The sequence below is a fragment of the Nonomuraea sp. NPDC049400 genome (assembly GCF_044466425.1).
In the GTDB taxonomy this organism is placed as follows: domain Bacteria; phylum Actinomycetota; class Actinomycetes; order Streptosporangiales; family Streptosporangiaceae; genus Nonomuraea.
Genome location: NZ_JBITMP010000001.1, coordinates 155907 through 169564, shown reverse-complemented (window position 1 = coordinate 169564; position 13658 = coordinate 155907). Strand labels below are relative to the sequence as shown.

Annotated in this window: 12 protein-coding genes; 9 read left to right on the top strand and 3 right to left on the bottom strand. The window is 70.9% G+C overall.

The window, feature by feature from the left end; all coding sequences use genetic code 11:
- Positions 1–7 precede the first annotated feature (7 nt).
- Entirely contained in the window at positions 8–247 is a 240-nt protein-coding gene (locus ACIBVN_RS00730) for a hypothetical protein (RefSeq protein ID WP_397131156.1), read from the top strand.
- A gap of 282 nt (positions 248–529) precedes the next feature.
- Here ACIBVN_RS00730 and ACIBVN_RS00725 read toward each other — a convergent pair whose 3' ends face one another.
- Positions 530–1543, bottom strand: coding sequence for an NAD(P)-dependent alcohol dehydrogenase (locus ACIBVN_RS00725; protein ID WP_397131154.1), 1014 nt, complete (start codon positions 1541–1543; stop codon positions 530–532).
- A 163-nt stretch (positions 1544–1706) separates the two neighbouring features.
- On the opposite strand from ACIBVN_RS00725, the gene ACIBVN_RS00720 reads away from it, so the two are divergent.
- The 3 genes from ACIBVN_RS00720 to ACIBVN_RS00710 all read left to right on the top strand — a co-directional run bounded on the left by ACIBVN_RS00720 (position 1707) and on the right by ACIBVN_RS00710 (position 5557).
- Positions 1707–2519 (top strand): helix-turn-helix domain-containing protein, encoded by an 813-nt coding sequence (locus ACIBVN_RS00720; RefSeq protein ID WP_397131152.1) that lies wholly within the window; start codon positions 1707–1709, stop codon positions 2517–2519.
- 166 nt (positions 2520–2685) lie between these two features.
- On the top strand, positions 2686–3732 hold the full coding sequence (locus ACIBVN_RS00715) for a sulfite oxidase (protein WP_397131150.1): 1047 nt from the start codon (positions 2686–2688) through the stop codon (positions 3730–3732).
- A 142-nt stretch (positions 3733–3874) separates the two neighbouring features.
- Positions 3875–5557, top strand: coding sequence for a wax ester/triacylglycerol synthase domain-containing protein (locus ACIBVN_RS00710; RefSeq protein WP_397131148.1), 1683 nt, complete (start codon positions 3875–3877; stop codon positions 5555–5557).
- Here the strand turns inward: ACIBVN_RS00710 and ACIBVN_RS00705 are convergent.
- Entirely contained in the window at positions 5495–6040 is a 546-nt protein-coding gene (locus tag ACIBVN_RS00705) for a TetR/AcrR family transcriptional regulator (RefSeq protein ID WP_397131146.1), read from the bottom strand. The genes ACIBVN_RS00710 and ACIBVN_RS00705 overlap by 63 nt on opposite strands.
- 151 nt (positions 6041–6191) lie before the next feature.
- On the opposite strand from ACIBVN_RS00705, the gene ACIBVN_RS00700 reads away from it, so the two are divergent.
- From ACIBVN_RS00700 to ACIBVN_RS00690, 3 genes are read left to right on the top strand one after another with little or no spacing between them, the layout of a single operon-like run.
- Positions 6192–6752, top strand: a complete 561-nt coding sequence (locus ACIBVN_RS00700) for a TetR/AcrR family transcriptional regulator (RefSeq protein ID WP_397131144.1) — start codon at positions 6192–6194, stop codon at positions 6750–6752.
- Positions 6749–8224, top strand: a complete 1476-nt coding sequence (locus ACIBVN_RS00695) for an MFS transporter (protein WP_397131142.1) — start codon at positions 6749–6751, stop codon at positions 8222–8224. Before ACIBVN_RS00700 ends, ACIBVN_RS00695 begins: the two co-directional genes overlap by 4 nt.
- Before the next feature lie 50 nt (positions 8225–8274).
- On the top strand, positions 8275–9204 hold the full coding sequence (locus ACIBVN_RS00690; RefSeq protein ID WP_397131141.1) for an aldo/keto reductase: 930 nt from the start codon (positions 8275–8277) through the stop codon (positions 9202–9204).
- 80 nt (positions 9205–9284) lie between these two features.
- Here ACIBVN_RS00690 and ACIBVN_RS00685 read toward each other — a convergent pair whose 3' ends face one another.
- Positions 9285–10295 carry a polyprenyl synthetase family protein gene (locus ACIBVN_RS00685; protein ID WP_397131139.1) on the bottom strand — a complete coding sequence of 337 codons (1011 nt, stop codon included), beginning with the start codon at positions 10293–10295 and terminating at the stop codon, positions 9285–9287.
- A gap of 275 nt (positions 10296–10570) precedes the next feature.
- On the opposite strand from ACIBVN_RS00685, the gene ACIBVN_RS00680 reads away from it, so the two are divergent.
- Both ACIBVN_RS00680 and ACIBVN_RS00675 read left to right on the top strand, forming a co-directional pair.
- Complete coding sequence (locus ACIBVN_RS00680) at positions 10571–11947, top strand: cytochrome P450 (protein ID WP_397131137.1); 1377 nt, start codon at positions 10571–10573, stop codon at positions 11945–11947.
- Entirely contained in the window at positions 11944–13482 is a 1539-nt protein-coding gene (locus ACIBVN_RS00675) for a prenyltransferase/squalene oxidase repeat-containing protein (protein ID WP_397131135.1), read from the top strand. Before ACIBVN_RS00680 ends, ACIBVN_RS00675 begins: the two co-directional genes overlap by 4 nt.
- The last annotated feature ends 176 nt before the right edge of the window (positions 13483–13658 follow it).

Below are 13658 nucleotides of genomic sequence, written 5' to 3'. Positions count from 1 at the left end.
CCTGGTCTTGTCCAGGACGGTCATAGCGGCAGCCGCGACCGCGGTCCTGATCGCCCTCGCCGTGATCGCGGTGCGCATGGCGACGTCACAGCCCGCGGAGGGCGCTCGCCCCACTCCCGGCGACACCGGCGTTCCAGCCTCGCCGACTGCTCACCGCGTCGCGACTCCCACGCCGGCTGAGGATTACTGGACGGACGAGCGGATGCGTCGAGCGTCACCGGCGCCCGCGCCCGTCCAGACGGAGTGAGCGCGCCTCCGTTCAGTGCCTGCCTGACGCGTACCGGGGCCCCTCAGCCTGGACGAACGGCCGGCCGCCCGCACGACGACCATGCGCCGGCTACGGCACATCAGCTACCGGCTCAACGTTGACGCCGCTCGCCCGACTCGGCATCGCACCTCAGCAAGGCCGCGGCCGCCCCCGTTGGGAGTCCCAGATGTCTTCAATCAGCCGGCGCCGGTTCATGCAACTGGCCGGAGGCACGGCCGCCAGGCTCAGCGGAGTCAGCGCGATACGCGCGTTCCCCGGCGGTCAGTCGTGGGTGATGATCACCTTGCCGAAGCCGCCGCCCGACTCCACGTAGCGGAAGGCATCGGGGACGTGCTCGAACGGGAACATCCGATCGAGCACCGGACGCAGCCGGTGGGCCTCGACGGCGCGGTTCAACTCGGCGAAATGGGCCCGGCTGCCCGTGGCGACGCGGTGCAGCGCCGCACCCGCCCCGAACAGGGTCGCCGGTTCGATGGGCCGGGCTCCCTCGGCGCCGGAGAGCCAGTAGCCGACGAAGGCCACCTCTCCGCTGAGCGCCACGGACTTCAGCGACTGCTCCAGCGGCCCCGTCGCATCGACGACACGATCGACGCCCACGCCGCCGGTGAGGGCACGGACCTTCTCCGACCATGCCGGTTCGTCCCGGTAGTTGATCACCTCGTCCGCCCCGAGGGCCTTCAGCCGGTCGGCCTTGGCGGCGCTGGACGTGGTCACGAGCACCCGGGCACCGGCCAGCTTGGCGAACTGCAGCACGAACAGCGACACGCCTCCCGACCCCAGGGTCAGCACGGTGTCCCCGGCGTGCGGCGCGCTGCCCGCGGTCAGGGCGTTCCAGGCGGTCACCGCCGCCAGCGGCAGTGCCGCGGCCTCCTCGAACGAGAGGTGCTCCGGGATGTGCACGACGCCGTCCTCGCTCACCACGGCGTACTCCGTCAACATGCCGTCGACCGTCGTTCCGAGCTGCGCGGCGTTGTCAGGCATGAACGGGCCGTCCAGCCAGCGGGGAAAGACGGTGGCCGCCACCCGGTCGCCCGGCTTCACCCGGCTGACCTCCTCGCCGACGGCCACGACCTCCCCCGCCCCCTCACAGCCGGCCACCACGCCGGGTCTGATGGGCAGCGGATAGTCGCCGGCGAGCACCCTCAGGTCGCGGAAGCCGAGCGAGTTCGCGCGAACCTTGATCACGACCTGCCCACGCCCCGGTGCGGGTTCGTCGTGGTCCTGGACCGTCAGCCCGGCGAGGCCACGTCCCGGATCAAGGTGATAACTCTTCATGAAAACGGCCTTTCACGCTCGTGGTCATGCGTGGAGGCCGGCCCCGCGATGCGTCGGCGGGCGGCCCCACGTTTCACGACGGGATCCTGCTGAGTGGCCGCGGCGTCCGGCAATTCCCTCGAGGGAATCGCCGGCGCCGATGGGGACTGGATAGAAATGTCTGGTGAGCAGCACGATCGAACGGAGCGGCGTCGGCACGGAGCTGAGCCGCTGGCGCCGGGCGCGCCGGCTCAGCCAGCTCGAACTGTCCGCGCTGGCCGGCACGACCCAGCGTCATCTGAGCTTCATCGAGAGCGGTCGCTCCCAGCCGGGGCGGGCCCTGGTGATCCGGCTGGCCGAGTCACTCGGCCTGTCGCTGCGGGAGCGCAATGACCTGCTCGCCGCGGCCGGGTATGCGCCGATATTCACGGAGTCGGGCTTGGACGAATCCGCGCTGCGGCCGGTCCGCGACGCCCTCGAGCAGATCCTGCACGGGCACATGCCGTACCCGGCGCTCGTCGTCGCGCCCTACGGCCGGGTGGTGGCGGCCAACGACGCCGTCGAGGTGTTCACCGAGGACGCCGCACCCGGGCTGCTCGCGCCGCCGGTCAACATGCTGCGCCTCATGCTCCATCCCGACGGGATGGGACCGAGGGTGCGAAATCTTGACGAGTGGGGCCGGCATGTCATCGAGAACCTCCGCGCCAGGGCGCGGCGGAGCCCGGACCCGCGCTTGGACGAGTTCCTCACCGAACTGGCCGGATACGTCCCGCAGACCCCGGTCGGCCCCGGGCACCTCGGCTTCTCCGTGCCGATGCGGCTGGCGTCGGCCGACGGTGAGCTGCGTCTGATCACCACGCTGACCTCGTTCGCCACCGCGACCGACATCACGCTTGCCGAGCTCCACCTGGAGGCGTTCCTGCCCGCCGATCAGGCCACCGCCGAACTCCTCCGGATCCGGGCGGAGCGGCGCCGAACCGGAAAGAGCGCGGGGTAGCCCGGGGCCGGTTCCCGGCTCCCTCGCGGCGGGTAAGGCCCTGGATGGAGAAATGGAACGTTCCCGTACTGGTTGGACAGAGTTTGGCAACAGGGGACGCGCAGGAACAGGCTGAGGGGATTAAATGGTTTCCAGGTAGGAAATATGTCTTAGCGAGGTGACTGCCATGAACCAAGCGACGGCGGCGATCGTGAAGCCACTGCCCGACCACCTGTTCAGGGTGCACGGCCTGAACGCGGAGATGCGGTGGGAGGCCATGTCGGGGCAGGGATACCACACCCCGATCGACCGGTTCTTCGTGCGGAACCACACCTCCACCCCGATCATCGACGTCACCACCTGGCGGCTGCGGGTGCACGGGGCGGGCGTCCGATATCCGCGGGAGCTCGGCTACGAGCAGCTGCGGGCCATGCCGTCGCGGACGTTCGACGTGGCGATCGAGTGCGCCGGGAACGGGCGGCGCTTCTACGGCACGCAGCAGCACGACTCCGCCCCGGGCACGCAGTGGGGTCTGGGCGCGATCGGGGTCGCGCGGTGGCGCGGGGTTCCGCTGAAGTACCTGCTCAAGGAGGTCGGGCTGCTGCCCGGGGCGGTCGACGTGCTGCCGACCGGGCTCGACGCGCCGTTCGAGGACTACGGGCACGTACGCAGGCCGCTGCCGCTCGGCAAAGCCATGGACGACGTCCTCGTCGCGTACGAAATGAACGGCGAGCCGCTGCCCCCCGATCACGGATTTCCGGTGCGCCTGGTGGTGCCGGGATGGGTGGGAATAGCCTCCATCAAATGGCTCGGCGATATAGAAGTGTCAACGACGGAGCTCCGCACGCCGTGGAACACGGTCTTTTACCCGGACGTCACGGTCCAGCCGGTGAAGAGCGCGTTCGAACTTCCCTGGAATGCGCGGCTCCCCCTCCACGGCCCGCACATCCTGCGCGGACGGTCCTGGTCGGGGCGGGGCAGGATCGTGCGGGTGGAGGTCAGCTTCGACGGCGGGCTCAGCTGGCGCCAGGCAGAACATCACGGGCAGCACCTGGTCGGCGCGTGGCTGCCATGGCACATTTCATGGGCGCCACGCCACCGGGGAGCTCGGGTGCTGATGGCCAGGGCCACCGACGAGACGGGCGCCACCCAGCCACTGGTCACGCCGCGGCACCCGTACGGGTACGGGTTCGACGCCGTCGTGCGCCATCCCATTGACGTGGTAAATGGATAGGTAATTGTCACCGATCCCGACTGAGCTGGGAATTCACTAAAGTCTGGTACGGCGCGCCTGAATTCATCTGAAAGACTCTCGCGGAAACCTGCCGGAAATCCCTTCGTGTGATGCTCCACACATCCCGGGAAAAGGAGAGCAGATGCGCCAGCTGACCGCACTCGACGCCCAGTTCCTCAATGTCGAGACCGCGACCACCGCCGCGCACGTGGCCGGACTGGCGATACTCGACCCGGCCGGCGGAGCGGTCAGCCGGGACGCCTTGGCGGAGCTCCTGCTCGAGCGCCTGCACCTCTCGCCCGCGCTCAGCCTCCGGCTGGCCGAGGTGCCACTCGGGCTGGACCACCCGTACTGGGCGGCCGACCCGGACTTCGACATCGGGAACCATCTCTTCGAGCTGACGTTGCCCGCTCCAGGGGACGGCTGGCAGCTGGCCGAGGCCGTGGCGGCCATCCACGCGCGCCGGCTGGACCGGGCACACCCGCTGTGGGAGATGCACCTGATCAACGGGCTGGCAGGCGGGCGGGTCGGCGTCTACACGAAGGTGCACCACGCCGCCATCGACGGCGTCTCGGGCGCGGAGACCCTCGCCACCCTGCTCGACCTCACCCCCGACGGCCACCTCACGAGAAGAGGCCTCTCCACCGACGGCCACCTTACGAGAAGAGTCCTCTCCGCCGCGGACGCCGACCGCGCCCGGCCACGTACTCGCCCCGCGGCGGCAGGCGCTCCGGACGATCATGGCGACGGCGGTCACGGCACGCCGGACGCGGATCGCTCCACCCGCGACGCCGGCGCGGCGACGGGCGGAGACGTTCCCGTGCCGGTGAAGCGGGGCATCCCCGGGCTGCCCGAGCAGGACGTGCCCGGGCTGGCCGGGATGCTGGCAGGAGCGGCCATGCGGACGGCGACCCACCCCGTACGGGCCGTCCAGTCGGTCGTCAGGGCGGCGGGAGACCTGGACGCCATCCCGCTGGCGGCGGGCATCCCCGGCGCCAGGTTCATCGCCAGGGCCGCGCGGCTGGTCGCCGGCGACCGGCACGACCGCCCCGAGCTCCCCAGCCTCACCGTCCCCCGGACCCCGTTCAACGGCCCCATCAGCGCCCGCCGCCGTCTCTCGTTCGGCTCGCTCCCGCTCAAGGACGTCAAGAACGTCGCCAAGACCAACGGCATGAGCGTCAACGACGTCGTCATGGCCCTGTGCACCTCGGCACTGCGCTCTTGGCTGCGGGAACGCGACGCGCTGCCGGAGGCGCCGCTGATCGTCGCCGTCCCCGTGGCGGTCCGTACGGCCGAGGCCAAGGACCTGGTCGGCAACCAGATCTCCGCCATGGTCGCCCCCATGCCCACGAACGTCCCCGACGCCGGGGAGCGCCTCCAGGCCGTCGGCGCCGCCATGCGCACGGCCAAGCGGCGTTTCGCGCTGGCCCCGGCGACGTGGCTGAGCGAGCTGTGCTCGGTGCTGCCCGCCCCGCTGACCAGCCTGGCCACGCCGGCGATCTCCCGGCTGGCGGGGATGGCGTTCCCGCCGGTCAACCTCATCGTCAGCAACGTGCCGGGCCCGCAGTTCCCGCTCTACCTGTGCGGCGGGAGGGTGCTGTCGTACTACCCGCTGTCCGTGCTGACCGACATGAGCGGCGGCCTGAACATCACCTGCTTCTCCTACGACGGCATGCTCGACTTCGGCATCGTGGCCTGCCCCGAGCGGATGGACGACGTGTGGGGGCTGCTCGGCCACCTGCGTACGGCGCTCGAGGAGTTGTCAGACGAGGGAATGGGCGATGAGTTCCGCGACGGCGTCGGGATCGATCTGGTGGCCGGTTAGCTGGCAGAGATTTTCCTGGTAGAGCAGGACGGCGGCGAACGTGGCCGCCGCCACCTCCAGCCTGGCCGCGTCCCCGCGCGCGCCGGGCAGCGCCAGCTCAAGCGCGAACCTGGCGCGCCTGATCAGCTCGCCGTTGAGCCGCCCGAGCCGTTCCTTGACCGAGCCGTGGGTGTCGGCCTCCCTGAACAGGATGCGCCGCATCGCGGGTGAGGCCCGCAGCGGGAGGCCGCGCGCCAGTTTGGACAGCGTGCGCGCCGGGTCGCCGGGCACCGCGTCGACCTCGCGCCCCTCCTCGACCAGCGTGCGTTCGTCGACGAGGGCGACCAGCACGTCGATCTTGTGCGGGAAGTAGTGGAAGATCAGCCCTTTGGGCACTTTCGCCAGCCGGGCGATGACCGCGGTCGGGGTGGCCTCGTAGCCGCCGCCCGCGAACAGCTCCTCGGCCGCGTCCAGGATGCGCGTACGCGCGTCACCGATCACCACAGCTCGCACCATAGCGCGACCTGCGACTTCACCGCCATCCCGGGAGAGCGAGACCCCCGTGCCGGGCCCTCGCAGAAGGCTCCACGCCATAGTCAATCATGTAGCATATGAGACGCAATTGTCTCAAACGATACGGAGACGTGTGATGGCGATGAGCCGTGAGCAAGTCATGAGCGCGGCGATCCAGCACCTCAACGAGAACCCGGCCGCCTCCATGGCCCAGCTCGCCGAGGCGGTGGGGATCAGCAGGGCCACGCTGCACCGCCACTTCAGCAGCCGCGAGGAGCTGATGCTGGCCCTGGCACACCGCGCCCACGACCAGTGGGAGCAGGTCCAGGTGAGCATCGGGATGGCCGAGGCCACCGCGTCCGGAGACCGCGAGGCGCTGGAGAAGGCATTGAACGCCCTGCTCACGGGCCTGATCGAGGTGGCCGACGAGTACGGCTTCGGCCTCACCGACGATGCCCTGGCCGTGCACCCGGAGCTCAAGCACCGCGCGGACGTGCTGGAGGAGCGCGAGATCGCGCTCTACACCGCCGCCCAGCGCGCGGGCCTGCTCCGCGCCGGCCTGCCGCCCCGCTGGGTGAGCAACACGGTGTACGGCCTGCTCGTGGCCGTCCGGGAGAGTCTGCGCCGCGGCGACGTGGCGCGCAGGGACGTGCCGGGGCTGCTGCTCGGCACGTTCCTGCACGGCGCCGGGGAGGACGCGTGATCGACAGGAGGTGGGTGGGCCTGGCCGTCCTGTCGCTCAGCCTGCTGCTCGTGGTCATGGACATGACGGTGCTCAACGTCGCGCTCCCCGCCATCTCCGAGGACCTCCGGCCGGACTCGGTCGAGCTGCTCTGGATGGTGGACGCGTACGCGCTGGTGCTGTCCGGGTTACTGGTCACGGTGAGCGCGCTGGGCGACCGCTGGGGACGCAAGCGGATGCTGCTGACCGGGTTCGGGGTGTTCGGGCTGGCCTCGCTGGCGGTGCTGGCGGCCGACAGCCCCGGGGAGGTGATCGCCGTACGGGCGCTGCTGGGCGTGGGCGGCGCGATGATCATGCCGTCCACGCTGTCCATGATCCGCACTCTGTTCACCGACCCCGCCGAACGCGCCAGGGCCCTCGGCGTCTGGGCCGCGACGGCCGCGCTGGGAGCGGCGCTCGGCCCCATCGTGGCCGGGGTCCTGCTGGAGCATTTCGGCTGGCACTCGGCGTTCCTGGTGAACGTGCCGGTCATGGGCGTGGCCATCGCCGCCGGGCTGTTCCTGCTGCCCGAGTCCAGGAACCCCGCGCCCGGCCGGTGGGACGCGCTGGCCACGGCGTTGTCGATGGCCGGCATGGCGGCGCTGGTGTTCGCCGTCAAGAATTTCGGCAAGCACGGCCTGGCCGATCCCGCGGCCCTGGTGGCGTGCGCGGTGGCGGCGGTGACGCTGGGCTGGTTCGTGGCGCGGTGCCTGCGCAGGCCGGATCCGCTGCTGGAGGTCCGGCTGTTCCGCAACGGCCCGTTCTCCGCCGGGGTGGTGACGGCGCTGGTCACGGCGATCGCGATGGCCGCCGTGCTGCTGCTGCTCGCGCAGTGGATGCAGCTCGTGCGCGGCTACTCGCCGCTGGAGACGGGCGTGCGGTTGCTGCCCGCCGCGCTGGCCGCGCTCATCGCCTCACCGCTGGCTCCGGCGCTGGCGGCGCGGATCGGCGCGCGTGCGGTGCTGGCGGGCGGCCTGGCGGTGACCGGGCTGGGGTTCCTGCTGCTCTACCTGGCGCCGGACCCGCTGGGGTACTGGCCGATCGCGACCGCGCTGACGCTGATCGGCGCGGGGAACGGCGCGCTGGCCATCGCCTCGGCAGTGATCATGTCGGGTACGCCGGCCGCGAAGGCGGGCAGCGCGGCGGCCATCGAGGAGACCAGCTACGAGGTGGGCGGGGCGCTCGGCGTGGCCGTCCTGGGCAGCGTCGCCGCCGCCGTCTACCGTGGCGAGCTGGCGTACGGGGGCGTCGCCGGCGAGTCGCTCGGCGGGGCGCTGGACGTGGCCCGCGAGCTGGGGACGGCCGGCGAGACCCTGGCCGAGCAGGCCAGGGCGGCGTTCACGGAGTCGCTGACGCTGACCTGTGGGGCCGGGGCCGCGCTGATGCTGGCGGGCACCCTCGTGGTGTGGCTGCTCACACCTCGCGGCCTCGACCTGTCGTCCGCCCAGCACTGAGCGAGGGGGTGCCATCGGGCAGGCTCGGCGAAGGTGCCGATAATGGCGTAATGAGATCAATAGGCACGACGGACCTGTCCGTTTTCCCGATTTCGCTCGGCACAAATGTCTTCGGCTGGACGGCTGACAAGGAGTCCGCGTTCGCGGTCCTGAACGCGTACGTCGAGGGCGGCGGCAACTTCATCGACACCGCCGACGTCTACCCGTACTGGGCGACCGGCGAGTCCACCTCCGAGATGATCATCGGCGAGTGGCTGCACACCCGCCGCAACCGCGACTCCATCGTGCTCGCCACCAAGGTCGGCATGCTGGAGGGGCTGAAGGGGCTGGCCCCGGCGACCATCCGGACGGCGGTCGAGGACTCGCTGCGCCGGCTCCGTACGGACTACATCGACCTCTACTGGGCGCACGTGGACGACCACGACACGCCGCTGGTGGAGTCGCTGGCCACGTTCGACGCGCTGGTCCGCGAGGGCAAGGTCCGGCACGTCGGGGCGTCCAACTACGGCGCGGAGCGGCTGGCTGAGGCTCTCAAGACCTCAAGCGAGGAGGGCCTGGCCCGGTACGTGGCCCTGCAACAGCAGTACAACCTGGTCGAGCGGGGCTACGAGGGCGAGCTGCGGGACGTGGTGGCCAGGGAGGGGCTGTCCAGCACGCCGTACTTCGGGCTGGCCCGCGGGTTCCTGACCGGCAAGTACACGCCCGGCGTGACGATCGACAGCCCCCGTGCGGGGATGGCGGCCGAGTACCTGCAGAAGGAGCACGGGCGCCGGGCCCTGGACGCGCTGACCAAGGTGGCGGCCGAGCGGGCGGTGGCTCCGGCCACGGTGGCGCTCGCCTGGCTCGCCGCCCAGCCCACGGTCGCGGCGCCGATCGCCAGCGCTCGGGACGTGGCCCAGCTCGAGCCCCTGCTGGCGGCCGCGGAGCTGGCGTTGAGCGAGGAGGAGCTGACCCTCCTGGACGAGGCCTCCCGCCCCTGACGCCTGTGCGCCGTCCTGCCGCGCCCGGCGGTCCCGCACGCACAAAGGGCGCGGCGAGGTGCCGGGGCAAGGCAGGAGGGTCAGTGGACGCGGTTCACCAGGGACGCGCAGAGCGCGCGCAGGTCCGTGGCGCCCGGCAGGCACTCGTCCATGACCGCCAGCGCCGCGGCAAGGTGCCCGTCGGCCCGGGACTGGGCGACGGCGCGGCCGCCGGCCTGCTCCACGAGGCGGGCGGCGTGGCGTAGCGAGTCCTCCTCCGGGACGCCGGCGGCAAGGAGGGCGGACAGCTCGCGGGCGGCCGGGTGGTCGGCGGCGAGGGCGGCGAGGACGGGAAAGGTCTTCTTGTCGCGCCGCAAGTCGGAGTACACGGGCTTGCCCGTGATGCGCGGGTCACCCCAGATGCCCAGCATGTCGTCCGCGATCTGGAAGGCCACCCCCAGATCCCGCCCCATCCCCCACATGCGGTCGGCGAGCTCCGGCGCGCCCCCCAGTGCGACCCCCGCGGCGACGGCGGCCCCGAGCAGGCTGCCGGTCTTGCCCGCGGCCATCTCCGTGTACTCGGAGATCGTGACCGCGTTGGGCCCGCGCCAGGGCCGGTTCTCGAAGGCCATGTCCGCGGTCTGTCCGTTGACGAGCTCGATCAGCGCCGCCGACAGGTACTTCATCGCCTCAGGCGACCCCGAGAGCTGGTTGATGGCCAGCGCGAGGAGCGCGTCGCCGGCCAGGAGCGCCGGGCCCACGCCGTACGCCTTCCAGAGGGCCTCCCGGTGCCGCCGCCGCTCGTCGTGATCGATGATGTCGTCGTGCACCAGCGAGAAAGCGTGCACCAGCTCCACCGCCACCGCCCCCTGGAGCGCCGACTCGGCCGTGCCGCCGACGGCCTCGGCGCTGAGCATGGCGATGGCGGGCCGCACGCCCTTGCCGCCGTCCCCGTTGTGCGGCCTGCCGTCCGCATCGGACCAGCCCAGCGCGAACGCGGCCATCCCGGCGCCCCACGGGTGCAGCGCCGAAACGGCCTCCCGTAGAGCCGGCTCGAACAGGCGCCGGCAGCGGGCCACGGCGTCGCCGCCCAACGGATGGCTGAGATTCAATCGGTGCTCCTACCCCGGTACGATCTTGAATCTACATGCACAAGCATGTGATACTCCACCCAACAATTGACATTTGTCAGGAAATGTCCGTGATGTGAGACGTGCACTGTACGCGACGGAGGCGACACAAGTGACGAGGACCCGCGGTCCCACCGCAGGAGCCGCCGCCGCCTCTCCCAAAATACGACAAAGCAGACATTTTCGTATAAATCATCTTTTTGCGCGATAGATATCCGCCCAGCTGTGTATCGCATCCTGGATTGGGGAACGCAGCCATGCCGCACACCACGGGAACATCCGTGATCAAACCCACCGTCGTTCCCTTTTACCGGGCCATCCCCCGCCTCGTGAGGAACCCCGTCACCGAGCTGGCCCGCATGGCTGCCGATGCCGCCGGGCAGGTCGTCCGGCTGGATCTCGGCCCCTTCCGCCCTTACCTGATCACCCATCCCGACCACGTCCAGCAGGTGCTCAAGACGGACTGGACCAACTTCGTGCGCGCGGGCATGTTCTGGCAGCCGCTCCAGCGTCTGATCGGTCAGAGCATCATGGGCGAGGGCGAGGCCTGGGAGTCCGCCCGGAAGATCCTCCAGCCGCTCTTCACCGCTCGCTACACGAACTCACTGGCTGAGGACATGGCCGACATCATCGCCGAGCGCATTGTCGAGCTCGACGACTACGCGCGGACGGGCCGCCCGATCGACGTTGAGCACCAGATGACCTCGATCGTCAACCAGGCCGTCATCCAGCTGCTGTTCGGCGGCCGCATCAACCGTGAGACCGCCGAAGAACTGGCGCCGCATTTCGCCACGTGCGCCGCCTCGATCGGCTTCCGGATGCTCTTCCCGTCCGCGCCGTACTCGATCAGGGTCCCGGGCGACCGCGCCTTCCTGCGCTCCACGAGGAAGATCCACGAGATCGTCGATCCCCTCATCGAGCGGGCGCAGCGCGAGAACACCGGGAGCAAGGAGGTCGTCTCGGCGCTGCTCACGGTCAGGCGCGAGCAGGGGGGCGGGGCGGACCTGCGGCAGATCCGCGACGACCTGGTGAACGTCTACGGCGCCGCTTCGGAGAACACGGCGATGTCGCTGATGTGGCTGTGGACCGTGCTGGACGAACACCCGGAGGTGAACGCCCGGCTGCAGGAGGAGATCGACCGTGTGATAGGCGGCGGCCCGGTGCGGCCGTCGCACGTCGCCGAGATGCCGTATATCCGTATGGTCCTGCAGGAGCTCGTGCGGGTCTACCCGAGCGCCTGGGTCGTCCCACGCCAGACCGTGGCGGATACGGAGATCGGCGGCGTCCGGATCAAGGCCGGCTCGCAGGTGCTGATCAGCCCATACGCCACCCACCGGCTGGAGGAGTTCTGGCCCCGGCCGACGGAGTTCGACCCCGAGCGCTGGGCCAACGACAAGACCGAACGCCGGCACCGCTACTCGTTCATCCCCTTCGGCGCGGGCCCGCACGTCTGCCTCGGCCAGCACCTGTTCTACATCGAGGCATCTCTGTTGATCGCCAACCTGTTCACCAGGTACCGGCCGGCGCTGCCCTACCCGCAGAAGCTGACGCCCGTACTGGGGGGAGCCACCTTGCGGCCCAAGGAGAAGCTCTTCCTCCAGCTGCACCCGATCGAACGGAATCTCGCGGCGTGAGCATCGGCGAAGCAGCGGACATCACCACGGAAGCGGGCGACCTCGTCGCGAGCCTCATGCTCAGGCCGTGGGGGCAGGTTTCCCCCTCGGTCTACGAGACCGGCCGGCTGGTCTCCCTCGCCCCCTGGCTGACCGGTCACCTGGAACGCATCGACTACCTGATCCGCACGCAGCGGCAGGACGGCGCCTGGGGCGCCCCCGACGGGTACGGCGTGGTGCCGACCTTGAGCGCCACCGAGGGGATCCTTTCCGCGCTGACTCGCGGGGACCGGGGCACGGACCGCGAACGCCTCACCGGCGCGGCGGACCGCGGCCTGCGGGTGCTCGCCACCTGGCTGAGCAGCCCGCTCGAGCTCCCCGACATGCCGGCGATCGAGCACATCGTCCCCTCCCTCGTCGCCCGCATCAACCAGCACGTCGAGGGCTTACCGGGCCGGGCGCCGATGCCGTTGCCCGAGGCCATGAGCTACGACACCCTCCACGCTGTCCGGTCGTGGGTCAAGTCCGGCGTGGAGGTGCCGGAGAAGCTGCTCCACGCCCTGGAGATCGCGGCCGAAGATGCCGCCGGAGCGCCCGGCATCCGGCCCACGCCCATCGGAAGCGTCGGCGCCTCGCCCGCGGCGACCGCCGCCTGGCTGGGAGAGCGCGGGGAACGCGACGCGCACGAATGGGCTCGGGGACATCTGGAGGCGGTGGTCCGGTTGTACGGCGGCCCCGTGCCTGTCGGGCTGCCCATCACTGTGTTCGAGCGAGGCTGGGTGCTGAGCTGGCTGCTCCGGGCGGGCGTGCCCGTCGAGGTGCCGCCGGAGATGGTGGCCGACATCAGAGCGGCCATAGGTCCGGCCGGAACCCCCGCGGGATCCGGGCTGCCGGCCGACGCCGACACGACGTCCGTGGCGCTGCACGCCCTGGCACTGCTCGGCGCGCCGCACGAACCGGACAGCCTGTGGGGTTTCCGCTCCGGCACCCACTTCTCCACCTGGCCGGGCGAGCAGGGCGTCTCGGTCAGCGTCAACGCGCATGTGCTGGACGCCTTCGGCGAGTACGTCCGCCGCAGGCCCGCCGCCGCCCCCCGCTACGACGAGACCATCGCCGAGCTGGCCGCCTGGATCCGCGATCGCCAGCAACCGGAGGGGAGCTGGACGGACCGGTGGCACGCGTCGCCGTACTACGCCACCGTCAGCTGCGCGCTGGCACTCGACTCCTTCGGCGGAGACGCCTCGGAGGAGGCGGTGCGCGCGGCGGCCGAGTGGACGCTGAGGACTCAGCGGCCGGACGGCTCCTGGGGGCGCTGGGAGGGCACAGCGGAGGAGACCGCGTACGCGATGCAGATCCTGCTGCTGACCCGGGGACGTACGGATCCGCGGCGCATGCGTGCGGCGGATCGGGGCCACGAGTACCTGGCACGCTCGACCGGCAGCGACCACCCGCCGCTCTGGCACGACAAGGACCTGTACGTTCCGCTCGCCGTGACCCGCGCCGCGGTGATCGCCTCGTCGCACCTCATCCGGCAGGCCCGGGCCCAGGCGGTCTGACTCTGATGAGCTTGCCCTCGTTCCTGTCTCGCCGGAATCTCGTGATGTCATTGGCCAGGCGCAGGCACGCTGCGCCGAGATCGGTGACCGGCCCGATGGATCGCCGATCGTCCGCCGGGGACGGGAAGATTGCCACCATCGTGCTCCCCGTCCCACGGCACGGCCGGCGCCAACGA

Bases quoted from the DNA above. Each gene is read 5' to 3' on its own strand.
- ACIBVN_RS00725 (WP_397131154.1), bottom strand. From the start codon at position 1,543: ATGAAGAGTTATCACCTTGATCCGGGACGTGGCCTCGCCGGGCTGACG.
- ACIBVN_RS00715 (WP_397131150.1), top strand. From the start codon at position 2,686: ATGAACCAAGCGACGGCGGCGATCGTGAAGCCACTGCCCGACCACCTG.
- ACIBVN_RS00710 (WP_397131148.1), top strand. From the start codon at position 3,875: ATGCGCCAGCTGACCGCACTCGACGCCCAGTTCCTCAATGTCGAGACC.
- ACIBVN_RS00700 (WP_397131144.1), top strand. From the start codon at position 6,192: ATGAGCCGTGAGCAAGTCATGAGCGCGGCGATCCAGCACCTCAACGAG.
- ACIBVN_RS00690 (WP_397131141.1), top strand. From the start codon at position 8,275: ATGAGATCAATAGGCACGACGGACCTGTCCGTTTTCCCGATTTCGCTC.
- ACIBVN_RS00680 (WP_397131137.1), top strand. From the start codon at position 10,571: ATGCCGCACACCACGGGAACATCCGTGATCAAACCCACCGTCGTTCCC.